At 42.6% G+C, this 23,134-nt stretch carries 24 protein-coding genes; 11 read left to right on the forward strand and 13 right to left on the reverse strand.

Features of this window, described 5'->3' with window-relative positions; translation table 11 throughout:
• Window positions 1-6 precede the first annotated feature (6 nt).
• Window positions 7-1,245, forward strand: coding sequence for an FAD-dependent oxidoreductase (locus QT987_RS02640; protein WP_333142781.1), 1,239 nt, complete (start codon window positions 7-9; stop codon window positions 1,243-1,245).
• 38 nt (window positions 1,246-1,283) lie between these two features.
• Here QT987_RS02640 and QT987_RS02645 read toward each other — a convergent pair whose 3' ends face one another.
• Both QT987_RS02645 and QT987_RS02650 read right to left on the reverse strand, forming a co-directional pair.
• On the reverse strand, window positions 1,284-1,466 hold the full coding sequence (locus tag QT987_RS02645; RefSeq protein ID WP_333233858.1) for a hypothetical protein: 183 nt from the start codon (window positions 1,464-1,466) through the stop codon (window positions 1,284-1,286).
• A 160-nt stretch (window positions 1,467-1,626) separates the two neighbouring features.
• The gene (locus tag QT987_RS02650; protein WP_333142779.1) at window positions 1,627-2,565 is read right to left on the reverse strand and encodes a GIY-YIG nuclease family protein; all 939 of its coding nucleotides are present in this window, start codon (window positions 2,563-2,565) and stop codon (window positions 1,627-1,629) included.
• 749 nt (window positions 2,566-3,314) lie between these two features.
• On the opposite strand from QT987_RS02650, the gene QT987_RS02655 reads away from it, so the two are divergent.
• The 4 genes from QT987_RS02655 (at window position 3,315) to QT987_RS02670 (ending at window position 7,820) form a co-directional block, all read left to right on the forward strand.
• The gene (locus QT987_RS02655) at window positions 3,315-3,557 is read left to right on the forward strand and encodes a hypothetical protein (RefSeq protein ID WP_333233857.1); all 243 of its coding nucleotides are present in this window, start codon (window positions 3,315-3,317) and stop codon (window positions 3,555-3,557) included.
• A complete protein-coding gene (locus tag QT987_RS02660) occupies window positions 3,542-3,703 on the forward strand; it encodes a hypothetical protein (RefSeq protein ID WP_333237055.1) in 162 nt (53 codons plus the stop codon). Before QT987_RS02655 ends, QT987_RS02660 begins: the two co-directional genes overlap by 16 nt.
• Before the next feature lie 211 nt (window positions 3,704-3,914).
• Window positions 3,915-7,052 carry an Eco57I restriction-modification methylase domain-containing protein gene (locus QT987_RS02665; protein WP_333151723.1) on the forward strand — a complete coding sequence of 1,046 codons (3,138 nt, stop codon included), beginning with the start codon at window positions 3,915-3,917 and terminating at the stop codon, window positions 7,050-7,052.
• A 63-nt stretch (window positions 7,053-7,115) separates the two neighbouring features.
• Window positions 7,116-7,820, forward strand: coding sequence for a hypothetical protein (locus QT987_RS02670; RefSeq protein WP_333151725.1), 705 nt, complete (start codon window positions 7,116-7,118; stop codon window positions 7,818-7,820).
• A gap of 725 nt (window positions 7,821-8,545) precedes the next feature.
• Here QT987_RS02670 and QT987_RS02675 read toward each other — a convergent pair.
• The 4 genes from QT987_RS02675 to QT987_RS02690 all read right to left on the reverse strand — a co-directional run bounded on the left by QT987_RS02675 (window position 8,546) and on the right by QT987_RS02690 (window position 9,495).
• On the reverse strand, window positions 8,546-8,776 hold the full coding sequence (locus QT987_RS02675; protein WP_333237058.1) for a hypothetical protein: 231 nt from the start codon (window positions 8,774-8,776) through the stop codon (window positions 8,546-8,548).
• Window positions 8,763-8,906 (reverse strand): hypothetical protein, encoded by a 144-nt coding sequence (locus tag QT987_RS02680; protein WP_333237060.1) that lies wholly within the window; start codon window positions 8,904-8,906, stop codon window positions 8,763-8,765. Before QT987_RS02680 ends, QT987_RS02675 begins: the two co-directional genes overlap by 14 nt.
• A gap of 108 nt (window positions 8,907-9,014) precedes the next feature.
• Window positions 9,015-9,263 (reverse strand): hypothetical protein, encoded by a 249-nt coding sequence (locus QT987_RS02685; protein WP_333203397.1) that lies wholly within the window; start codon window positions 9,261-9,263, stop codon window positions 9,015-9,017.
• A 79-nt stretch (window positions 9,264-9,342) separates the two neighbouring features.
• Window positions 9,343-9,495 carry a hypothetical protein gene (locus QT987_RS02690; protein ID WP_333203399.1) on the reverse strand — a complete coding sequence of 51 codons (153 nt, stop codon included), beginning with the start codon at window positions 9,493-9,495 and terminating at the stop codon, window positions 9,343-9,345.
• A gap of 271 nt (window positions 9,496-9,766) precedes the next feature.
• Here QT987_RS02690 and QT987_RS02695 point away from each other — a divergent pair, with 271 nt between their 5' ends.
• The 4 genes from QT987_RS02695 (at window position 9,767) to QT987_RS02710 (ending at window position 11,778) form a co-directional block, all read left to right on the forward strand.
• Window positions 9,767-10,114 carry a hypothetical protein gene (locus QT987_RS02695; RefSeq protein ID WP_333237062.1) on the forward strand — a complete coding sequence of 116 codons (348 nt, stop codon included), beginning with the start codon at window positions 9,767-9,769 and terminating at the stop codon, window positions 10,112-10,114.
• 136 nt (window positions 10,115-10,250) lie between these two features.
• Entirely contained in the window at window positions 10,251-10,517 is a 267-nt protein-coding gene (locus tag QT987_RS02700; protein WP_333237064.1) for a tyrosine-type recombinase/integrase, read from the forward strand.
• A 62-nt stretch (window positions 10,518-10,579) separates the two neighbouring features.
• Complete coding sequence (locus QT987_RS02705; RefSeq protein ID WP_333237066.1) at window positions 10,580-11,461, forward strand: abortive infection family protein; 882 nt, start codon at window positions 10,580-10,582, stop codon at window positions 11,459-11,461.
• 191 nt (window positions 11,462-11,652) lie between these two features.
• Window positions 11,653-11,778 (forward strand): hypothetical protein, encoded by a 126-nt coding sequence (locus QT987_RS02710; protein WP_333237068.1) that lies wholly within the window; start codon window positions 11,653-11,655, stop codon window positions 11,776-11,778.
• Window positions 11,779-11,886: 108 nt separating this feature from the next.
• On the opposite strand, the gene QT987_RS02715 is transcribed toward QT987_RS02710, so the two are convergent.
• Window positions 11,887-13,593 carry a restriction endonuclease subunit S gene (locus QT987_RS02715; RefSeq protein ID WP_333237071.1) on the reverse strand — a complete coding sequence of 569 codons (1,707 nt, stop codon included), beginning with the start codon at window positions 13,591-13,593 and terminating at the stop codon, window positions 11,887-11,889.
• 251 nt (window positions 13,594-13,844) lie between these two features.
• Here QT987_RS02715 and QT987_RS02720 point away from each other — a divergent pair, with 251 nt between their 5' ends.
• The gene (locus tag QT987_RS02720) at window positions 13,845-14,567 is read left to right on the forward strand and encodes an IS1 family transposase (RefSeq protein ID WP_333237073.1); all 723 of its coding nucleotides are present in this window, start codon (window positions 13,845-13,847) and stop codon (window positions 14,565-14,567) included.
• A 47-nt stretch (window positions 14,568-14,614) separates the two neighbouring features.
• On the opposite strand, the gene QT987_RS02725 is transcribed toward QT987_RS02720, so the two are convergent.
• Together QT987_RS02725 and hsdR are read right to left on the reverse strand one after the other, a co-directional pair.
• On the reverse strand, window positions 14,615-15,922 hold the full coding sequence (locus tag QT987_RS02725) for a class I SAM-dependent DNA methyltransferase (RefSeq protein WP_333237075.1): 1,308 nt from the start codon (window positions 15,920-15,922) through the stop codon (window positions 14,615-14,617).
• Window positions 15,923-15,980: 58 nt separating this feature from the next.
• Window positions 15,981-18,359, reverse strand: a complete 2,379-nt coding sequence (gene hsdR, locus QT987_RS02730; protein ID WP_333237078.1) for an EcoAI/FtnUII family type I restriction enzme subunit R — start codon at window positions 18,357-18,359, stop codon at window positions 15,981-15,983.
• A gap of 741 nt (window positions 18,360-19,100) precedes the next feature.
• On the opposite strand from hsdR, the gene QT987_RS02735 reads away from it, so the two are divergent.
• The gene (locus QT987_RS02735; protein ID WP_333151729.1) at window positions 19,101-19,391 is read left to right on the forward strand and encodes a hypothetical protein; all 291 of its coding nucleotides are present in this window, start codon (window positions 19,101-19,103) and stop codon (window positions 19,389-19,391) included.
• An 85-nt stretch (window positions 19,392-19,476) separates the two neighbouring features.
• Here QT987_RS02735 and QT987_RS02740 read toward each other — a convergent pair whose 3' ends face one another.
• The 4 genes from QT987_RS02740 to QT987_RS02755 form a co-directional block, all read right to left on the reverse strand.
• Window positions 19,477-20,451 (reverse strand): hypothetical protein, encoded by a 975-nt coding sequence (locus QT987_RS02740; protein ID WP_333151731.1) that lies wholly within the window; start codon window positions 20,449-20,451, stop codon window positions 19,477-19,479.
• Window positions 20,452-20,650: 199 nt separating this feature from the next.
• Window positions 20,651-20,845, reverse strand: a complete 195-nt coding sequence (locus QT987_RS02745) for a heavy-metal-associated domain-containing protein (protein ID WP_015211780.1) — start codon at window positions 20,843-20,845, stop codon at window positions 20,651-20,653.
• Between the two features lie 555 nt (window positions 20,846-21,400).
• Window positions 21,401-21,814, reverse strand: coding sequence for a heavy metal-responsive transcriptional regulator (locus tag QT987_RS02750; RefSeq protein ID WP_333151733.1), 414 nt, complete (start codon window positions 21,812-21,814; stop codon window positions 21,401-21,403).
• Window positions 21,815-21,992: 178 nt separating this feature from the next.
• Window positions 21,993-22,970 carry a cupredoxin domain-containing protein gene (locus QT987_RS02755; protein ID WP_333151735.1) on the reverse strand — a complete coding sequence of 326 codons (978 nt, stop codon included), beginning with the start codon at window positions 22,968-22,970 and terminating at the stop codon, window positions 21,993-21,995.
• Window positions 22,971-23,134 lie beyond the last annotated feature (164 nt).

The following is a 23,134-nucleotide window of genomic DNA, read 5'->3' on the forward strand; positions in this document are numbered from 1 at the left end:
TCAATTATGAGAATTGCTGTTATTGGTGGCGGAGCTAGCGGCATGGCTACAGCCTACCTGCTTGATAAAGAAGGGCATCATGTCACCGTGTTTGAGCGGCAGCCCATGTTAGGAGGGCACATTCGGACATTGAACAAGAACGTGCAGCCGAACCAGTCCGATTGCGATGAAATTTTGGAAAGTGGAGTGCTCGAATTCCCGACTGTCTTTTACAACTTCATCGCGCTGATGCAAGAACTAGGGGTAGAACTAGAACCCGTCGATATTGGTTCAGCCATGTTTCTTAAAGATGGCAGCCACTTTCTATCGGCAGTCACGATCGAGAAGAACTTTGTAGGTGTCCACGGGCTGATCGAACAGTTACGCCTCGATACCATCTATGCCCGTTCTGCGGGATTATGGCTGAGAACGAAATTTGCTAACTTGCAAAATTTGTCCAATCGTCCGCTGTCGGAATATTTGCCAGGCTCCGGTAGCCGCGATACCTGGCTAAAGTTGTTGGTTATGTATAGCTATTCAATCCCATTTGAACTGATTGATGATTTTCCAGCAGAGTTGGCGATTCCGATGTTACGCGACTATCTCGCAGTCAACTGGGTCAGGGTTAAGGGCGGCGTGTATGCTTACATTGAAAAAATCCTGGAACGCTTTAAGGGTGAGATTTTGCTGAATGTAGAGATTGACCGTATTTCCAGAAGCTCGGATGCTGTGAAAATTGTGCGCTCGACGGGTGAAATTCAGGAGTTTGATAAAGTCGTGTTTGCTACGCCCCCTGACCAGGTGATGGCGCTGTTAGCTGACCCGACCGACGCTGAAACTAAACAGTTTTCCGGCTGGAAAGCCCACTATGCAACGACCTTAGTTCATAGAGATATTTCCATGTACGCCCGACATGGCGTTACACAACCCTCAGAATTTGATTTCTTCCAAAAGCCAGACAGTCGCTGGGGCTATAACGCCTGCCTAAATCAGCTTTGCGGTATCTCGTCGCCACAGCATAATTTTTTATCGTTCCAACTAGAGGAGTTGATTGCACCCGATCGCATCATTCACACTCAGGAACATCACACCCCACTCTACACCACGGAGTCGTTCCGCTATCGGGATGAAGTAGTTGCCACCAATGGCGAGAACAATACCTACCATGCGGGAGCCTACCTTGGCGATGGCTTGCATGAAGGAGCGATCGCTTCTGCCTTTCGAGTCGCTCAACTGATTGGGTCAAGCCTTGAGTCAGCTCCTTGACCCAAAACAAGGAACTAAATTTTTATTGAAGTGAGTAACTATGCGTTTCTCAATTCTGCCGACTCCTGCCAATTCTGAACTTTCGATCGCACAAGTCCGGGCGGCTCATCAGGCAGAGCTAGACGCGATCGCGCATTATTGTCGCCTAACGAGTTACCTTGCGGCGGCTCAAAATGCGCTCGATCTAAATGTTGATCTTTATGGCTCGCTCGATTGGGCATATCGAGAGATGGCCTTGCTTAATCAGGGTATGAAAAAATAACTTTAAAATCGAGAAGCTTTGTGATACTGGTTTCTATGATTTGCATATTTAGCCTTTCATACCGTAAATCAGCAACGCCCGATTAAAAAGTTTCTTTTTTCCAGAAAGTTGAAGTTGAGTCAGGACTTCAGGCCAATTCGAGGCGTGTGGCTCCAGTTCAGACCGATCGCATCCGACTCAACATCACTCAACACTTTTGCTTCCATCCCGTACAAATCATTCAGCACCGCCTTGACGTTCGGAAACGCAAAATACTCTGTCAGCTTGCCAATGCGATAATTAAAAGCTTTGTACCGGTGCTTGAAGTACAGCTCCACATTCCCCCGGTGTTCCCACAGTCCCAGCAAATTGACGGTCACATCCGAGTAATGCGCTTTCACATCCCGCTGCACTTCCGCGATGCGTTCCTCGATCGATCGAGTTGTTACCCCAATTTTATAGAAGCAGCTTTCGTCAGCTTTTACCTCAAGGAAGTAGAGCGAGTTCACCAGAATCCGACGAAGCTGTGCTCGATAAATCAGCAAATCAGCCCGCCGTTCATCCAAACAAGATAAACCCGCAGCTTCAGCAATCTCTACAGAGCCTTCCAACGAAGCCAGCTCCGACAGCAGCAAAGGTTCCTGGACTTTGTTGAACAGCGCCAGGGGAAGCGCGCCAACGGGGATTTTACCCAAGTCGGTAAAGTGATAAGTGCGATCGCCCGACGACTCCACCAATCCTTTGAGTTCCCACCGAAAGTTTACCAAGTCTTTGGGAATGGCGTAATTTTGTGCGCCGTACTCTTTCCACAGCACTTTCAATTGCTCTAATTCCTCACCTTTAAGTCGCACGTTGAAGTTATCGTAGAGGGGAAGCGATGGAAACGCTTTGGTTTTAATCCGCTGCGAAACGGGCTTGCAAGTTTCCCCGGTGTGCGCGAAGTGATGTTCTTTCACGGAACCCTTTTTCGCTGTGAGGGAGCCTCCGCAGTAGAGGCAAGCGAGGTTAGTTTTTCCGCGCACAACCTCATCAATGCTCGCCAGTTCTCCGCTGGGAGCAACACCAAATTTAAGCCACATAGTCAAAAGTTCTCCTAAAAGCAGGTTTTCGTAGATGCACCTGCTCCACACGATCGAGAATTGTAACAAATCCAGGGGTGAGAACTTCTGGCGGGCGTGAGTAAAGCGATCAGCACTCGATGCTGTTGATGCGTGACTTTAATCCTTGCATCCACCAAAATCTAAAATCTAAAATCTAAAATAGACCTCTTGCAAAAAAAATATGTGTTATACTTAAAAGTTTGCTCAAGTTTAGGTCAAACTTTGAATTATTGGGTTGATTGGCCTCTCCTTAAACTTGCCCAGCCTGCTAGATTATAAAATTGGCTAAACTTTCCATAATAGCACAAAATTATTTTGCAAGAGGTCTAATCTAAAATTGCTCGTCACCAATCGGGAATTTCTTCAGTCCGAGGCTGATAGGTATTGTGAGAGTTGCTCTCTCGCTAACGGCACAGCGGGCAATTCATGCTCTAATCCGCTACTTGGTTCAAGACGGGACTGGACAAAATTAGCCCGTTCCTTCGCTGACCGTCATACAGCGCGATCGCACTACTTGGTCTGGTAAGCACGATTATGCTTTGCTTCGGCTGCTGTGGGGTAATGCTTTGAGACGAAACAACGGCGGCTGCGACCAACAAGCCGTTACCTAAATGCTTGCCTCTATGTTTTGAATGTTTTTACTGGCTTGGATCAGTAATTCGTTGATTAGAGCTTGTTTTTGCCTGCGAGCAAGTCCTAGATTTTGCGGCATTGGCGACGATAGAGTATTGGCTGTCAGTGGTTTTACGTTTGAGGTGGCTAGAGAAGTTCTAAAAACTCTCCAGGAGAAGTATCCGGGGCTTTTGAGCGATCGGGAGCCAAACCGGTTAATTTTTGTCAAGGAGTCGCAGGCAGGAGATTCTAAGCTGGTAGAGTTCGATGTGGGAAAAGTAGTAGCAGCTTGGGCTGAGGGTAAGTTTGTAGTACCGGTGTGGTTAGATGTGAGATGTGATTTATGGGCGGTTGCGTGAGAGAGTGGAGGGGTAAAGTGCGATCGCTTAAACTGGTAGAGTTTGATTGGGAGAGTGCGATCGCATCCTTAGATGAAGGTAAAGCTGTGATTCCTGTGTGGTTGGATGTTATTTATCAGAGGTTAATTAGTAGAGTGGGTGATTAATACTAAAGTCGCACGATATTGTATATTGTGATCATCACTTGCTTTTAATGAAAGTGTGTTGACTCTAAATAAACTTCTATGAACTCTATTTAAATATTATTGCAACAGTGAATAATATCCTTCTACTCTTGAAGAAAATCAATCAATATCATAACAAGGTGATGGTTGAAATGCGAAATTATACATACTTTAATGCAGCGTAAAAAACGGAATGTCACAGTCTGGACTACTTGAACTAGCACATAAAAACCTTCACTGGCCGACTCCACAACAAATTTTGGAGCCATCTGGTGCTGGACCTAGTATTTATGCACGAAAGGCTAAGGAAAAATTAGGAAGGACTATAAGCAGACTTCCAGATGGTGATGGTGTACAAATAGGAGTGCTGGCCGCAAATCCTCAAGGTGACTCAACAGAAGCCCCCATTGCTTTGGTGTGCGATTTTCCTAGAGAAGTATCAGAGGACACACTGAGAAAAACTTATAGACTTGCTTGGAGTTTTTCTCGTACACCATCATTAATCACAATAGAACCTAACCGATTAAGAATTTGGACGTGCTACGAAGAACCACCAAAAGCAGAAGATGCTATCAAGCCAGTAATTCATGTTTCCAGACAGGAACTTGAATTATTGAATCAGCCTTCTCTTTCTGCTCAAGCTGCTCAAACTTTGCGTTTACACTGGGCTGATTTATTATCAGGTCAATTTTTCCAAGAACATAGCGAACGATTTAAACGAAGCCAGGCTGCTGACCAAATGCTATTGAAAAACCTGAAAAGTGTTCGGGAGAGACTTCAAGAAGAACAACTTGACGATAACACTATTCATGATTTACTAGCAAGAATTATATTTATTCAATTCCTTTTTGATCGCCAAGATTCTGAAGGAGATCCCACTCTAAATACAAACTTACTGGATTATTTATATAGAATTGAAGAATTATCAGTTAAATATTCTAGCTTGCCTCACATACTAACAAATCATAGGGATAGTTATAAATTTTTCCGTTGGCTCAATGGTAAGTTTAATGGTGATTTATTCCCAGGTAAAGCATCTACAGCAGAAGAACGTGAAGCTGAATGGAAAACAGAAGAAAACAAAGTTAAAAAAACTCACTTAAATATACTTGCTTATTTTGTCAGTGGTCGTGTAGACATTGAAAGTGGACAAATGAGTCTATGGCCCTACTATCACTTTGACGTTATACCTTTAGATTTTATTAGCAGTATATATGAAGAATTTGTGAGTAAAGAATCTGGTAAAGGAGTTCATTACACACCAGAACATATAGTTGATTTTGTACTAGATGGTGTTTTACCTTGGGATAGTCAAGAATGGGATATTAAGATTCTTGATCCTGCTTGTGGTTCAGGAATTTTTCTGGTTAAAGCATTCCAGCGCTTAATTTATAGATGGGAACAAGCTCATCTTAATAGGACAATTCAGCCAAGTGATTTAAAGTCTTTACTAGAAAATAGTTTATTCGGAGTTGATGTAGATGCTCAAGCGGTAAGAGTAGCATCTTTTAGTCTTTATTTAACCATGCTTGATAAAGTTGAACCTCAATACTATTGGGAAAATGAGTTTCGCTTTCCAAGATTGCGTGAATGCCAATTAGTTACTGCTGATTTTTTTGAAGAAAATAAAGAAGGTTTTCGTTCTGTCCAAGATGCTGGTAAATATGATTTAGTTATTGGTAATGCACCGTGGGGTAAAAATTCTGAAAAGAAATCTTTATACATAGATTCTTGGAAAAAAAATCACACTCAATGGACTACTAGCACTTATGGTAATATTGGGCTTTTCTTTTTACCAAAAGCTGCTGCTTTGACAAAGGAAAGTGGACAAATATCAATGATACAGCCTGCTATGCCACTGCTTTTTAATCAAAGTGGCCCTGCTAGGGAATTCCGTAACACTCTCTTTTCAGAGTTCAAAATTGAAGAGATAGTTAACTTGTCTGCATTACGTTTTGGAATTTTCAAAGATGCTATTTCTCCAGCTTGTATTATCACAATGTCAGTCACACCTCCTGACGGTGAGCCTTTGACATACATTTGTCCTAAGCCAGTAATGACTAATGAAGATGACTATCATATAGTAATTGAGCCACATGATATTAATACAATTGACCCACAAGAGGCAATCGCAAACCCATTAGTTTGGACAGCTTTAATGTGGGGAGGGAGACGTGATCTCTCCTTGGTAAGAAGATTGAATCAAGAATTAAGTATTGAAAAGCTTAAAGCTCGTGGCATTGCTGAAACCCGTCAAGGGGTAACAAAAGGTAATAGAAAAAAATTGCAAGATAATTTAAGAAATAAACGAATTCTGAGAGAAATTGATTTCCTGGACAAAAGTTTTCTCTACCTAAATGCGGAACAACTTCCTATTAATGATGATCCATATATTGACTCCGGTACAGGTTTGAGTAGCCTATCTGCATTTCAACTGCCACAAATGATTTTAAAGCTCAGTTGGCAGAAAAAGAGCGCCAGATTCCGTTCAGTAATAATTGATACTGATAATACAAATGAAGGAATTATCTGCTCTAAAAGTTATGTAAGCATACATATTCCTGAAAAGCATATTTCACAATTGAATGCTGCTTGTCTAGCATACAACAGTAAGTTAGCTGTCTACTATCTACTACTTTCTAGTGGTCGTTTTGCCTCTTATATCCCAGAAGTTAATGTAGATGATTTACTGCGTGTGCCAATACCTGAATTATCGGTAGGAGAATTGCATAATATAAAAACAGTTGAGGATATAGATGAGCGCATACGACAAGCTTTTGAATTTAAAGATAGTGAATGGGTGCTAATTAATGATCTATTCAATTATACTCTGCAAGACTTTCAAGGAGATAGTGCTTCTCCAGGAAGACAAAGAACCCTTCGTAGAAATAATAGTCAATCTCAAAATAATAGTGAACCTGAACTTACAGCATACTGCGAGTATTTTTTGCGAGTTATTAAAGCAGGATTTGGACAAGATAAACAAGTTTGCGCCACCATATTTCAGGAAATAACTAACACTCTTCTTCCTATTCGTTTAGTTGCCATTTATCTTAATAGACCTGACTGTGAAGGAGTACATATCGAACCTATTGATTCCCCTGATTTACTGGAACTATTGCAGAAATTAAATCAGTTGTATCTGAAGAGAGGAAATATAGAAGACGGTAGCATCTTTTATCAGCGAGTTGCCAGGATTTATGATTCTGTCGAATTGAGTGGGGTGAAAATTCCTACTATTTATTTGATCAAACCTGACAAAATTCGTTATTGGACTCGCTCTATGGCTTTAAGAGATGCTGATCAAGTAGCAGCAGATATTATGACTTAGATATATAGTCATATTAATTAACTAATTGAAACGCAAAATTATTAGTGGTATAGGAGTTAAATTATGGTTAAAAGACGGCAGACAATTTCAGAATTAAGATGGCCAGATACAGATGAATTCATGGCCATTTCCAAGCACTGGTGTGAAACGGCATCAACTAATATACTTACTTTCGTGTGGGAAGGATATGATTTATTAGTAAAGGAGGTATTATCAGAAATTGATTGTAGTCAAGCTAAAGATGACATTGAACGAGACATCACTCAATTGCTTGAGCCAGAAATTCGCAAAGTTATGACAGGGGATGAGCCATATTATGTTCAACATGGTTCTTATGAAAGGGAGACTCGTCAACCTGCGCCAGCACAACCAAAAGAGTATGACATTGCATTTATTCTTAGTGCTAATAGAAGGATTATATGGCCTTTAGAAGCTAAAGTATTAAAAACAGATGGGGATGTAGGAGAATATATAAAAGAAATAAATGAAAATTTTATCCCCTGCCTATATGCACCCTTTTCTTATCAAGGAGGAATGCTGGGCTATCTTTTTTCCGGTGATTCAAACAAAGCTTTTACGAATATTGCAACCAAAGTACCATGTACATTAAGCGATCATCCAAATTTTCTAAACCGTGACCACAAAACCTCAGATCACCAAAGGATAGTTCCCGCCGAAAAAGAAAAATCATATCCTGCGGAATTTTGCTGTCACCATTTACTATTAAAAATAATTGCTTCAGTTCCTACTAATACATCTTCAGTATAGATCCAAAACTCGCAATTACTTCATCAGTATCTATACTAGATTAACTAAGTTTAGCTTGTAAAGTAATTGCAAAACAGCTTCATCTAAATTGGCAGATTTATCCTCAGCATTACTAAATATTTATTCTTTTAATATTTCTCTAGGCTTCTGATACTTTGCCCTCTCAGCAAATGTCATAAAACACCTCGGACACCACCCATCAACCCACAATGCTGGAATCTTAAACCTCGCCACACAGTGGGGACATTCCGACAGCAACATTAATTGATGCCGTAGCTTGCGGGGCGGAACGCCATCGCACCCCGTTGCCGTCTTAAACTGCCACTCAATCTTATGACAAGGCGACTGGGGATAACACGCCCCACACAACCTAATCGGTTTCAACTTCATCCTCCGGGTCAAAACAGAAGGTTGCATTTCTTGTAACCATTCCAGGCTACTTTGGAGTAACACCCTACGGCAAACCGAGATGCCGAAACTCAGTATAAGGGGCTTCGATCGCACTGATGACACATTGAAGATTTTAGAGAAGAGATATGGCACTAAGGCAAAGATTATCGACTTGATTAACCCCTAGCCCTAACACAAAAGCCCCCAACCTAAGTGCAGACGGCTTTTTTGGGGCGTGTCACCGCTGCATAACGACCTATACATTCTATCGATCGCCATCACCGCTCAAAATTTTTAAAATTGTCTCCACATCTGCCCAGTCCGTCTTACATTTCTTACGTCGGTCTTTCAACTGGCGCGAGCAAAGTTGCCGATTCTGACACATCCACACGGGCAGGCTGCGATCGCAGTTCGGCGATTTCCCTTACCAGTTCCCGGTTTTTTTCCAACTGCTGGAGCAATTTGCTATTAGCTTCTGTTAAATCGGCTTTAGCATCCCTCGCGGGCGTTCTCGCTGCCAGCGTACTGCCGGAGAGTTCGATCGCCCGCCCTTCAGGCGTGAACATCAGCCATTTTATCTCTCAACTCTTGCTTGAGCCGCGCTAGTTCTTGGCTCACGCCTGCAACGATCGCAAGCTGTTCGGTAAGATTGTACACCTCCAGTCCCAAGTCGCCGTTCCGGTCGTGCAATTGCAAAAGCTCCTTTTCCCGATCGGCGACTTGCTTCTGGGCCGCTCTCCACTCCTACGGCTCGTGATTTATCGTTGCCATCACGAGCGCCGACTATTTCCCACAGATCTGCGCTCAACTCTGCTTTTGCTTGCTCACAGGATTTTGCCATTCGATCGCTGCTTGAACTAGAGCGGTTCCTCTGGATAAAGCTTTAATAAATTGGTCGATATGTTCTGGGCTGTTGCCGTGTTGGGAATTAAAATAGGAAAGTTTTTTCTGGATGTAATCGCATTTAGCTGCATCGGTCAACCAAGATTTCTCTGGTTCCAAGACATTCCAAACATCTTTCCATGCCCCATCCAAGTCTTCCGAAACGTTCATATCACATTTTTATGTTTATCTGTACCGGGTAAGCTTCTTAGGATATCTTGAACTATTTTCATTATCCATGCCTATGTTGTTAGAAGTCGTAGAATTTTGGTGTCAGTATTTCGATCGAAGGAAGTTTGAGGGAGAATTTTCCTGATGGGGGCGATCGCTGCGTTCGAGCCAACCCGTGAGAATTTTCAGCAGGTTGAGGGTTTGTTAAGCCTGCGACCCCTAAGACTGTCAAAACCCGTGCCAGCACTCAGCACCTATTTCTACAATTTCTGCCGTTACAGAGTGGGTGTGCCACTAAAAATCTAGGCGGGAAAACGCAACTTTCCCTATCTAAGACTTGGAAGTGCTACCCGTAGAGTTAATTAAAAATAAAACTCTTATTTTCTATAATTTTTTCTGACGTGAATAATTAAATAAATCTTAAATACTATGAAAGAAAATAAGTTCATAGCTAAACTATTTTAATAAATTTAGGAGCGAGCTGTATGTTTCAGTATTTTGTAATGATTCCTTCCCTTCTTAAAGAAGAAGATGTAGAAAAAGACGTAGACAAAGAAAAAGTCAATTGGTCGATGCAAGTTGCTAAGTACAATTTTAATCTGGGCTTACAAGTAGGGGATGACATTGAGCTGATTCTCCACTACGGTGACGAATGCTTTTCGTTTGCAAGTAAGGTTGTGAAGATATTAAAAGTTATAGAAAATGACAAAGAAAGACTTGATGATATTTTCAGAATTGAGGCTCATGTAGAGATTTCGGACAAAGAAGATTTTGTAAAAGTTCGAGAAATTCTTAAGGGACTGAATTCATCGTCTCGCTCTGGTTTCCATCCAATGGGTTTTTCTAGCTAGTGAGGAGGGTAAATAGTAGATGTGTAGTATAGACCCGTTATTATAATGGTTTGACGCTCAAAACCAGAAAACGCTGAAATTTTTAGTATTCAATAAATATAAAGGCGTTACTGATTTAGGGTATAAAGGGCTAAATATGCAAGTCATAGAAAGCAGTATCCACAAAACTTCGGGATTTTCAAGTTATTTTTTTCATACCCTGACTAAGCAACGCCAAAAGCAAATGTCACCTCACCGCATCCGTCACTCGGCAATCACGGCGGCACTGGACGCAACAGACGGGGATGTGCGAAAAGTTCAGAAACTCAGCAGGCACAAGAATCTGAACACTCTGATGGTGTATGACGATAACCGGGGGCGTGACCAGCGAGACGTTACTGAATTGCTTGATGAGATGTTTTAGGCGATCGGCGTACTATCGGCTCAACAACAAAAAACTTGAAGTTAACTTAGATAAGTAATAAAATGAACATTTCACAAATAACAATTACTGAATTAACGCTAGTTATTACTGGGGATGGAGGCTGTTCACCTCGTAGAACTTATTCAGAACTTAGAAAATTTTTTGAGGAGTTTAAAAGAATTGATCCAGAGAAAACATATTTACCTACAGATAGAAAAGACTATACGGAGTACACAATTAAAAAAATTAATGGAACTTCTGATTTACGTAAAGTTTTCCGTAAAGTTTTACATCCTAAGTATTTTGATAAAACAGAAAAAAATTATAACCTTGAAGAAGTAGTAGAACATTTAAATAGTTTTTTAGAATTTGATAATTATAAAATCGTAAAAATAAACAAATTATATGAAGTCAAGGATAACCGAGATATAGCTGTTCAATTTGAAATGCTGTTTAATAATGCTTACATTGAAGAACTAAGCCAGAAATGTGAAGAAAAAATTATGAACGGTGATTTTGATGGTGCTATTACAAATGCTCGTACATTATTAGAAGCAGCCTTGCGGCATATAGAAAACGAATTAAATCAAGCTCCTCCTACGCAGAATGGCGATTTACCTTCATTATTAGCCCGTGTGAAAGAACTTCTCAAACTTGATACGTCAAGAAAAGATATTGCTGGCTCTTTACGCCAGATGATTCAAGGTTTAACTAATGTTGTTGATGGATTAAGTGGAATAAGTAATATTATGGCTGATAGACACGCTAGAGAATATGCACCAGCAAAATCTCATGCACAACTAGCTGTCAATGCTTCAAAAACAGCAGCAAACTTTATTCTTCAAAGTTTTTCGCATCAATTAACTACAGGAAGTATTATCCCTAAAGTCACTGAAACAACCTCAAAAAATGAAAAAGAAAACTTAGAAGAATCGGAATCATAAACTTATCCCATCAAATTGCATAATCAATTGAGCTTAAAATCATCCCTAAGTAGCATCTAGCCATTGCTTTCTATTTCTTCCCTGTAAATCCAGTTTTTTTTTTACTTTTTTATCAGCCCACAAAGCAAAAATTCTGGCGGAGTTCGTCTTCTGTAACATTGATGGGTGTTAGATTCCGGCAGGAATCTTGAATGGCAATTTGTTTCATAAACCCGATCGGCTGCACGGTCGGTACGGTCGGAGCGGTTGCCTTAAGTGCGATCGGCAAGTGCCGGACTGTGGCTGGCGGCAAGGCGATCGGGCTTTTTGTGTTCTAGTACGAAAAGTCTGATCGACGCGGCAAAAGCTGTAATGCTGTGTAGATCGGCTGCACGGTTCAGTCAGAATAGCCCATATTTACTGGCTGAAGCCTAACCTACCAATATCTAAATTGTCAGGTGGCTGATGGCGGATGCGGCAAGGCTCTCTGCCCATTGCTGGCTCTGGCGTAGGCTGGCTTCAAGCTTGTCGCAGAGTTGCATTAGCTCATCGACTTTGGCGACAATGCGTTTTTGTTCGGCTAAAGGTGGAATGGGCAAAGTCAAGATTTGGATTTTGTTGATATACAAACATGGTTGAGCGGATTGTTTTACGTTGCTCCATACCTGCTGTTGGAGAAGAGGACTATTGATTGCAAGTGCTACGTATTCAGGATAAATAAAGTTTGCAAATGTTCTTATTAGTGCAACACTACGAACAATCACAAAATCTGGAGGCTCTTTTATGAGGCATAATCGTCCAGTCGTTGCACCTACACAAACCATCAAAATATCATTGTGGGTAGGTTTGCATCTCCTCCAGCATTTTTCCGCTGTTTCAGTATTTACATAATCGGTGTTATTGAAATCTAGAAAACCATCTCGAATATTTTTTGCAGTACCCAGAGGAACTTCAGGATTGCTGACTCTTGGTGGGGTTGCGTGTTCACCATCGGTTATTGACAGAGTAATGTCATCTAGTCTTGCCCACTTCCAAGTCTTAGGTAACTCAAAGAACTGCTGCTCTACTAATGGTTTGCTAAAAAGTGCAGACTTTTTAATTTTGCCTTGTTGAATGAGTTCTTTTTTACTACTGCTGATTTTTCCTAATAGGACTGATGCCGATTCATCCGTATAATCCTGTGGTACTAATTTTCCTCGCAAAGCTAATTGCAAAACTGATTTTCTTAAGCTATCCACATCTCCGGGCTGTTGGCTGAGGTTCTGCCAGTTGTCGCGGACAAAGGCCCAAGCAGTATCCAACTCCTTATCTCTTTCGGAGTTCATGAGGGAGGCGATCGCACTTCCCCTCAGTTTTTGCCGCAGGCTGTCTCGCGTTTGCTTGGCCGCTTCGTAGCGATCGCACAACGCCATCAACTCATCCACCTTTTCAACAATCCGCTTCTGTTCAGCTAGTGGTGGAATTACAACTTCCAACTCCGATAGTTTATTAAGGTAAATCCCCTTTTGTGCCGTGCCTTTGCCATGTTGCTCATAATATTGAAGTGCTATTGGTGAGCGTAAAAATAAAGATAGATAGTGTGCATACAAGTCTGTTCTAATTAAAGCAATACTTCTTTGTAGAGCGCATCTTGGAAATTCTTCAGGAACAACGGCTGAACGTCCAATAGAACCAACAATCGATAAGAAAACATCTCCTGCTTGAATAGGAGTTCGAGACATTTCGTGTTCATACTCTTTTTCAGTTATATATCGAGAAGCGTCTAATGTTATGTATCCATCTCGAACATTTTGACCACTTAACATGGGAATGCCTTTTTCCTGCTTAGGTGGTGGATTATGAGAGCCATCCACCAACAACAAACAGAGCATTCCCAATGGAGCAATAACCCATCCATCCAATGGAACTTTTGTTTTAATTAAGCCTTGTGAAGGAAACAAAGTTTCTGTTTTACGGATTTTCTTTGCCTTTAATAATTCTTGCTTTGATTCGATGGTCTGCTTTACCAGGAAAATGGCAGGCTCATCTTCTGAATTTTGCGGTACTAACTTTCCCCGCACTGCCAGCTCTAAAATAAGCGATCGCAGTTTGGGAATACCACCGGGAGCTTCTGCGATCACATCAAACTTTTCTAAAAACGTGTTGAAATCCATCAATACTCACCTCGTTCTAGGGCTGCTACCAAGCTGTTTTTCAAGGCTTGGCGGTCATTTTCTGCCTTAATAACAGCTTCCTGATATTGTTTCAGCAGCGCTATTGGGTCTTCATGGATATTTTCTGGGGCGTTAGGGCTCTTGATATCCAGGTTGTAGCCATTGGAAGCGATCGTTTCAACAGAGGTAGTGCCCTGAAGGAAAGGATCGAGTAAGTTACTATTAGAGAGAAGTGTTTACCATAGTGTGATATGACAATAGAGATTCCCCATTGTCCTAATTGTGGCTCAAAAGAAGTTAGTCGGAACGGTCAAACTCGACATGGTAAACAAAACTATAAATGTCGAGAATGTGGCCGTCAATTTGTTTTAAATCCGGCATGGAAACCTATTACAAAAGAACAAAAGGAATTAATGTCACGGATGTTACTTGAACGTATTTCTCAAGCGGGGATTGCTCGGGTACTGCAAGTGTCAGAAGATACAGTGCAGCGATATGTCAATAGCCAAGCGGCTGCTGTTAAGAAGCAAGTAGAGGTGACTCCCAAGGAAAAAAAGCGCTTGAATGTTCAGATGGATGAGTTATGGTCATTCGTTGATAGTAAAGGGAATCAGCAGTGGGTCTGGCTGGCATTGGATGCCGAGACTAGGGAAATTGTTGGTGTACATATTGGAGATCGTAGCGCAGTATCGGCTCAATCTTTATGGAATTCAATACCACCAGTGTACCGTCAATGTGCAGTAATTTATACAGACCATTGGAGTGCTTATGATTCTGTATTGCCCAGCAAACGTCATCAAAGTGTAGATAAAGACAGTGGTTTGACTAGCTATATCGAGCGCTTCAACTGTACTATTCGACAAAGAGTTTCTCGACTGGTAAGAAAGAGCTTAGCCTTCTCTAAAAAATTAGAAAATCATATTGCTGCAATTTGGCGCTTCGTACATCATTACAATGCTAGTTTACAACTCTAAATGCCTACTTTTCTTTGAATTCAGTTTTATTCTCTCGATCCTTTCCTTCAGGGGACTACCTCAACAGAAACCTTCCAGGCATATTCAGTTTCCTCGCGGTTCTCCCACCAGGCTTTCTCGACATCAAACTCCTCAATCCGCATTGGCTTGGTCTTGTTGTAAGACTTCGCCCCCGCTGGGTAAGGATGCTCGTAATACCAAACTTCTGTAGTAGGTTCACCTTTGGTGAAAAACAAGACATTGGTGCGAATGCCAGTGTAAGGACTAAACACCCCATTCGGAAGCCGCACAATCGTGTGCAGATTACAGTCGCGCAGCAGCTTCTGTTTAATGCGAGACTTGATACCCTCCCCAAACAACGTACCATCCGGGAGAACGATCGCCGCTCTACCCCCATCCTTCAGCAGTTCCATTACCAGCACTAAAAACAGGTCTGCCGTTTCCCGCGTCTGAAACTCACTAGGAAAACCCCGCTCAATTCCATCCTCCTCCATGCCACCAAAGGGCGGGTTCGTCACCACAATATCCACCTGGTCTTCGCGCCCATAGTCCCGGAGCGGTTTGCGGAGTGTATTGTCGTGCAGCACAGTCGTCGGCACCTCAATGCCATGCACCATCATGTTGGTCACACAAAGCAGGTGAGGCAATTGTTTTTTCTCCACCCCCAGAATGCTTCGTTTCACCCGTTGTAACTGTTCAGGCGAATTCGCTTGTTTTTTCAGATGTTCATAAGCACAGGTCAAAAAGCCACCCGTACCGCAGGCAGGATCAAATACCTTCTCGCCCAGTTGTGGATTCACCATATCCACGGCAAACTGAGTCACCGCACGAGGCGTATAAAACTCTCCGGCATTCCCGGCACTCTGAAGGTTTTTGAGAATTTGTTCGTAAATGTCACCAAAGACATGGCGGGTTTGGGACTGGTTAAAGTCAATGCCTTCGTTAATCTTGTCTACCATCTGCCGCAGCAATGTACCCGACTTCATGTAATTGTAGGCATCCTGAAACACACTCCTGAGCAGCTTGGCTCGTTCTAGAGCAATTCCTTCGAGGTCATCAACCGCCAGTTCCTTGAGTGTGGGAAACAATTGTCCATCAACTAATTGCAACAAGTCCTCTCCCGTGGGTGCATTCTTGCCCAATTTCTTGCTATCTGCCCATTCATCCCAGCGCAGATCCAAAGGCAGCGGTGAATCGTAGTTATCATCATTCAACTCCAGCTCGGCATCCTGGTCGCTGAAAATTTTGTAGAACACCATCCAGCCAAGCTGACCAATGCGCTGGGCATCGCCATCCACCCCGACATCTTTCCTCATGATGTCTTGAATCGATTTAATGGTGGCACTCAACGACATAAAAACGTCCTTCTCAAAAGATACTAAAAAACAGTTGTACTCTAGTTGGGTAACAGGCTCAAGCCCCTCGGTTTTGGTACAACAGAGACTCTAGCTCTCGAATCGCGGCTTTGTACTGCTGTTTGTTACCAAAGCTGCGGACGAGCTCCATCGGAGTTCCCAGTTTGGCAAACGGGTCAAGCTGTAAAACAGTCGTATCTTCGATCGCGATGATGCCCCGATCTGCATACTTATCCAATAGAGCATTCAATACAATACAGGCAGTTGCACCATATTTGGCAAATACATCCCGCTTCCGTACTTTATCGGCCCGTTCTTTACGAGTTAGGGGTGGACGGTCAAAAGCAACATGGCAAACTAAGTCGAAGAGGTCATAGTCCTTACCGACCATATCTTCCAAAGCTTCTAGAATTACCCCATGCTCTTTCAACTCTTCAACAATCGCTTGTTTGCGATCGGCTTCGTTCCACTTATTGAGAAAATGGTCGAGAGACTGGTATGCCTCGCTGACAGTGCGACGAGTATAATCCTTGAGCGACTCTGTAGTCAGTTGTCCATCCTTGTTGTAATAGCTCACCCGCTCCTTTGCTACCTCGAACTCCTGCCGACCGACTCGATACTTGATGCGAACTGACAAGTCAGTGCCGATGCGATCGTCATTATCGCCCACGTCCCTGCCATCATCATTCCCTTTTGCTTCTGTACTAGCGACCGTTCCGGTTGGTGGACTCTCTTTACCAAAGTCTTCATCCTGAATCGGTGGGCCGTCCCAATCCGGATCATCAAAGCGGTGGCTGGCGTTGCGGAAATCAATAATCGTGAAGAAGTTCTTGCCATAGTCGGGGCGTAAGCGTGTACCCCGACCAATAATCTGCTTAAACTCCGTTAGGGATTCGATACGCCGATCCAACACAATCACATGGCAGGTTTGGGCATCTATCCCCGTCGTCATTAGCTTAGATGTCGTGGCAATCACTGGATACGTTTCTTTGGGATTGATAAAGTTATCGATTTGAGCTTTACCTTCCTTCTCATCCCCCGTAATTCGCATGACGTAACGATGGTCTTTGAGAACAAGCCCTCGATTCAGCGTTACGTTAGCCAAGGCTTCTCGCATTCGTTGGGCGTGGTCAATGTCCTCACAAAACACAATAGTCTTCCGCATTGGGTCGCCATCGTGAAGGAACTGACTGACATATTCCGCTACCCGTTGAGTCCGTTTGTCAAAGGTAATGCTTCGGTCATAGTCCAGCAGGTTATAGTCCCGCTCCTCAATTAGTTGACCGTTATCATCATATTCTCCTGCTTCTGGTGTCCAACCTTCCAGGTCTTTATCTAAGCCAACTTGTATCCTGCGGAAGGGAGCCAGGAAACCATCTTCGATTCCCTGCTTGAGGGAGTATTCAAAAATCGGTTTACCAAAGTAATCAATATTTGAGACGTATTTGGTTTCCTTTGGCGTTGCCGTCAGTCCTACCTGAATCGCCTCTGAAAAATAATCGAGTACCTGTCGCCAATTGGAGTCATCTGCTGCGCTGCCCCGGTGACACTCATCAATCACCACCAGGTCGAAGAAATCTCGGTCGAATTTCTCGTAGAGATTATCTCGTTCTTCATTGCCGATGATTGCTTGATACAGTCCCAGATAGATTTCATAGGCGGTAGTAATCTCCCCAGTTTCATTATCAACCAGGCTGCGGTCTAGCTTGGTCATGACCTCACCAAAGGGGCGAAAGTCATTAATAATCGTTTGGTCTACCAGTGCATTGCGATCGGCCAGAAACAAAACCCGTTTGACAACTTTCGTCTTCCACAGTCGCCAGATAATATTAAAAACTGTGTAAGTTTTACCTGCTCCGGTTGCCATCACCAACAAACACCGTCTCTGACCACGAGCGATCGCTTCAATTGTGCGATTGACTGCAAGTTGTTGATAGTAGCGGGGTTCCTTCCCGCCAATCTCAAAGAAATAGGACGACGTTAGCAAATCCTGATTAACGGATTGTAAATCTTTCCCCTGTTTATAGTGCTGCCATAGTTCCTCTGGTGATGGAAAGGCATTCAGGCCGAGTTGCTGTTCTATCTGAGCGTAGGTTCCACTCTTGTCATGGAATAAGAAGGCATCCCCATTCGAGGAAAAGACAAAGGGAACTCGCAGAGCCTTTGCGTAGGCCAGTGCCTGCTGTATTCCTGCTCTCACACTATGCTTGTTGTTTTTGGCTTCAATGACTGCGATCGGCTGATTTGCTGGATAATACAGCAGGTAATCTGCCCGTTTCCTAGCTCCTCGCGCCGCCATCTGACCCCGAACTATCATCTGACCGTCTGTAAAGCCATATTCCCGGCGAATCTGACTCTTTTTCCAACCCGCCTCATAAAGGGCAGGTGTAATGTAGCGATCGCAAATATCAGGTTCACTCAGGTCTTTCTTATTCATTATTTGTCGCCTGAAAGTCTCTCTATAAAGTATTCCCAAGAAATTAGCTCCATCAGTAATTATGAACCTAGCTGACGGAAAGGCTTTTGGGAGAGCTTACATCAAAGCTAACTCATTAGGCAGTATCTCGTACCTGGTAAACTCACGGAATTTGGGTAAGTGAAATGGCTGAAGCGGAGTGACGGGGCGATCTGATTTATGATTGTTCGCGTTATTTGGCGTGTCTAACCGTTAGATATGTTTTTAGTGTAAGAAATTTGCCTGTGAAGTTGTCAAGGTTATCTCCATCCAGTTAGCTCAAGTTAATCCAGAAAAATACTTCGCTCAAATAGCTTTGTGATATGCACTCATCCCTCCAAAAGGCAACCGACACCGCTCACAACACCCATGCTCCCACAACGCCGGAACCTTAAACCTCGCCCCACAGTTAGGACATTCTGACAGCAAGCGTAACTGATGCCGTAGCTTGCGGGGCGGAACGCCATCGCACCCCTGCATCCTTTTAAACTGCTAGATGAATTATTTTCTATTCTTGAAGAAGTTTCTACACGGGCTGCTGCATAAGGCACAGCAGTAAAACCTGGGGCGTTACAAATAATCTGGGTTGAAGCCCAATTGTGATGGTACTGAAACCTGGCTTTTGGTGTTAAGGAACGCGGGAAGTGGCAGTTTTCCTCGCTCTTGAATGTTTAAACCGAAGACAGCCAGCGTTCTTCTTGCCAGTATCGAGAATAACCGCCGTTGCTAAAACCAACACCCACCGGATTTTTAGTATCGCAGTCTAAAAAAGTGTACGTCCAAGTTCACCCCCACCCTGCCACTTTTCCTGAGTCGGAGCAAAAACGCGCCACAGTCCAATCCCTCCACCGCCCACAAGGAGCAACACGAGCAATAACCAAGGGGACGATCGCCGACAAGAAGCAGACTCTGAATGGATTTGAAGATTGGTGTTTGAAGAAGGTTGTAATTCCGATGATTCCAGAGTTTACTCATGATTTATCGCCAAGGAGTTTTGCTATCAGCCACCAGTAGTTAGCTGATAGCAAAATGTTTATAAATCAAGCATTTGAAACAAAAATCTGTTTCTCGGCTTCAGAAACAAAAAATGCGAGTATAACTATTCCACCTTTACCCAAAAATCAGCCGTGACAATTTGACCATTACGATTGAACTGCCCCCAAAGCTTATATTTTCCTGGTTGGGGGAAACTGGTCATAAAGTGAACCTCCCCTGCTGGAGTATCTTTCAAGGCATGAGCATGAATATAGTCGGCTTTTGTCAACGGTGATGACTGCTTGAGGATAACTAAGTGTCCTCTTTCCCCTAAATAGGGCTGTAAATCCTTCAGCGGTTGGTTGCTACTAGCATCTTGCAAATTGAAAATTAAGTTAACTCCTTGTCCAGCTTTTATTTGACGTTGAGAAAACGTGAGGTTAGCCTTAGTATTTCCCGAAGTTTTGGTGGTAGCCATGTCAACTTTGGACAGAGCTAAAGCTTGACCCGGAACTTGCATTTTTAAGACAGAAACTTGTTCTGATTTTTCGGCTGGTTTGTAATCACTGAACAACGTGTAACCACCTGAGCCGGGAAAATCCGTTTGAACTTCAAAGCGTCCATTTCCTTTATAGGTGGGGTGAATATGATTGAAATATTGGAGGTCATCGCTAACGACAATCAGGTGCATTAATTGTTCTTGGAATTTATCAAAATCAGCAATAGACTTTCCCTCTTTGTTTTGGACTTCAATTACCAAAGGTACGGGAGTTTTGGGCGCGATATTGGAGGGAACTGTCAGCTTAGCGATAGCATTCGCAGGTTCGGCATCTGAATGTCCCGAATGACCACCATCATGATGTTGTTCTCCAGCGTCATGGGTTTTGGAATCCTCCATATTATGACCCTCATGAAGATTTTTATTAGCTCCTGATGTCTGGGAATTATCCATTACATGACCCTCATGAGAACTTGTATTTGCCACTTGTGAGGCAGAAGAAGTTGATGTTTCGCCAGATTTCGTGCTTGAGGGTGAGGAGCAAGCTTGAGCTAGGATGAGAGTTGAAGTGATAGCAATTGCAGTTAAAAATGGGTTCATTGTTTTCTCCAGTTAGTAAACTTGAGGTTGTCGATTTATCAGGGGTTCAGACTTTGCTGTTCTCGTTTGGAGTTTTTAGTTAAGGGCATTCTTGTAAATGAATCCTCTAAACTACTGATAAACTCCAGAGTTAAGATGAATATTTAGGATTGGCGGCTAGCCAAAAGCTAACCGCTGGCAGGAAAAAAAACTAAAAGGTTTACACGGATGGATAGCCAGCCGCAGCTATTGCTTCTTTGATTGCTGTTTCGGAGGCTTGAGTTTCTATGCTGACAAGTTTGGTTTTTGGATTGGCTTGAACCGAGGCAGTAGAATCAAGTGTTTGAATAACTTTGGTGATAGCATTCACGCAAGCAGAACAAGCCAGTTTAGGAACAGTTAGTTGCAGTACCATAGCCTTCAATTTCTAATCGATGGTGATTGATGGGTGAACTTTGTTGAGTAAATCAATCGTGAACTTACTCAACCTACTAATAACAGCTTAAATTCTCTATTCGACTGGAGAGTCAAGGGGGTAGCGAAAAAATATTGACAAATTTTTCCAGAATAAATCGACATATAAGTAGGTAGGCGGGAAAAATTATCTTTATGTAACGAAAAGCCTAGTGTAGTGATTGGATTTAAATTTAACACGTTGGGTACGGTAGTTTTTTCTTTCTCCTCTATCTAACTTCTACTCCCTGAATTACGGCGTAGGCAAGCTCTAGCTCATTGTCAAATATTTGCCCTGCTAATTCATCTTTTTTAATGTGTTGCAACTCTAATATTTAGGCAGGCAGAAAATATATAAACCCTGATTTTTTCACTTTGACCATAACTGTTGGACTTGCCTTAATCAGTGTATGGGGCCGTTGTCTTGAGCGATATTATTTTTTGATAAAAAACCAGTGTGTCAACTTCTATAACCTCCGTTGACACACCGATCGAAACAATTAAGTTATAGAAGAATTTACTTTTTTTGAATCAGAGGACAAATGATGGAATCAACCTTTTCTAGTAAGGTGGGCGAACCTGAAAGTAATCCTTCCAACTCTAGTTTGAGGATAAGTAGTTGCTGCATTTGTAGATCGATAGCGAGCAGTTTATCTTGCAACTGGACTTTGATGTGTTCACAAGGCAACTCTCCCCCATCGTGAACCGTCAATAATTCTTGAATCTCGGCTAAAGTTAATCCCAAAGTTTGGGCGCGTTTAATAAACCTTAGCCGAGTCAAAATATCAGAATTAAATAATCTATATTTCCCTTCGGTTCTGCCTGATGCCTTGATTAAACCGAGTTCCTCATAGTAGCGAATGGTTTTGATCGGTACGCCGCTTTCCTTCGCAACTAAACCAATGAGTTTTTGCTTTTCTTGAACTAACATACTCATTTCCTCTACTGAATCCAACTCTAAGCTTATGATAAACTATCCAGTGGGATGGAGAGTCAAGAGGGGCTAGAAATTTTTTTGAATGCCTGAGTGGCGATCGCCTGAATGTCGCAACTTTGGGTAGCAGTAGGCGTTTGGACAAACCATTCGAGCGATCGCACTTGGTTGACGGTCAGTTATTTAAGGCTTGAGCAGCCATTTCATCTGGGTCAGAGACGTTAGCGGCTTGCACTTCTATGGTACCGCGAAACATATTCATGCCACAACTAAAAGTGTGGTTTCCTACGTCTTCGGGAGTGAATTCAATGGTTGTTACTTGATTCAAAGACAAATCGGTAGCAATGCCAAAATCGGGAATCAGCACTTTCGCTAAACAAGCACTAGAAGTTTCACGTAAAAAGTGGAGTTGAACGGGTTTACCTGCTTTAACTACCAGATGATTGGGCGTGTAGCCTTTGTTAACAATGATACTCACTTTCTGGATGCCCTGGTCAACAGTTGGATTGATTTGCATAGCTTCAGCGTCAATTATTGTTTCAGGCTGATGTGTTGACATGGATGAATTGAACTGGGATTCTGTTAGTGTTTGAGGTTCCTCGAACCCCGTTGATTCAAGTTGTGGGTCTTCGGTGGCGATAATTTCGCCTCGAAACATATTCATGCCACAGCTAAAGACATAACTGCCAGCTTTTTTAGGTGTGAATTCAACAGAGGTTACTTGATTCAGATGCAAATCTGCTGCAATATGAAAATCTGGAATTAAGACTTGTTCCAAACAACTGCTAGGATCTTGGCGGTGAAAGTTAAGACGCACGGGTTGTCCAGCTTGCACAACAATGCGGCTGGGTTCATAGCCACCATCAACGGTGACGGTTACTTCTTGAATTCCTCCACTGGCTGTAACTGCTTTCTGAGATTTGGGTTTGCTAAGGAGAAACCACCAAAGTTCTAAACTAATTAACCCGATTCCAGCCAAAGTAACTAAAATCTTGTTACTTAAGGGTTGTTCAATGCGCTGAAACTGACTTTTTTGCTGTGTTTGAGTTTGGTGTGTTTCATGGGTATTTTGCGCTATTCCTTCACCAGATAACATTCCTAGTACAACCCCCAGACTAGCAATAGTACCGATAATTGTTGTTTTGCCGATCATTTGAAAACCTCCTAAAAAATACACAAGATTATGGGAGTAAGAGCGGGTTTTGAACAAAGGTATTTAGTGAATTTCCTTCGTGATTGACTAAACCCGCGCTATCGTTCGATGTTTCATTCATCAGAGTGCAAAAATAGGCTACGTTAACACTCCAAAAATTGAAC

The sequence above is a fragment of the Microcoleus sp. SVA1B4 genome (assembly GCF_036700545.1).
In the GTDB taxonomy this organism is placed as follows: Bacteria; Cyanobacteriota; Cyanobacteriia; order Cyanobacteriales; family Microcoleaceae; genus Microcoleus.